This window comes from Nocardia cyriacigeorgica (assembly GCF_010858045.1).
GTDB classification, from domain to species: domain Bacteria; phylum Actinomycetota; class Actinomycetes; order Mycobacteriales; family Mycobacteriaceae; genus Nocardia; species Nocardia cyriacigeorgica_E.
In genome coordinates this window covers 1-348 of sequence record NZ_JAAGVC010000186.1, presented here as the reverse complement: position 1 = coordinate 348, position 348 = coordinate 1, and the positions used below count along the sequence as shown (strand labels likewise).

Below are 348 nucleotides of genomic sequence, written 5' to 3'. Positions count from 1 at the left end.
CATGGCGACCCTGCCGCGGCTGGGTGAGCTCCCGATCGGCGGCACCGCGGTCGGCACCGGCCTCAATGCGCCGGAGGGTTTCGGCGGGCTGGTCGTCGCCGAGCTGGTACGCACCACGGGTATCGATGCGCTGCGTGAAGCCGAGGATCATTTCGAGGCGCAGGCCGCGCGGGACGGGCTGGTCGAGGCCTCGGGTGCGCTGCGCACCATCGCTGTCAGCGTGACCAAGATCGCCAACGATATCCGCTGGATGGGATCGGGAGCTCACCCAGCCGCGGCAGGGTCGCCATGATGCGGTCGATACCGGCCGCGACCTGCCGGGTGTAGCCGCCGAACTCCTGGCCGAGG

At 70.7% G+C, this 348-nt stretch carries 1 pseudogene; it reads left to right on the top strand.

Features of this window, described 5'->3' with window-relative positions:
* Positions 1-262 (top strand): annotated as a pseudogene (locus tag GV790_RS29290) (lyase family protein); the annotation flags it as partial.
* Positions 263-348: the final 86 nt, after the last annotated feature.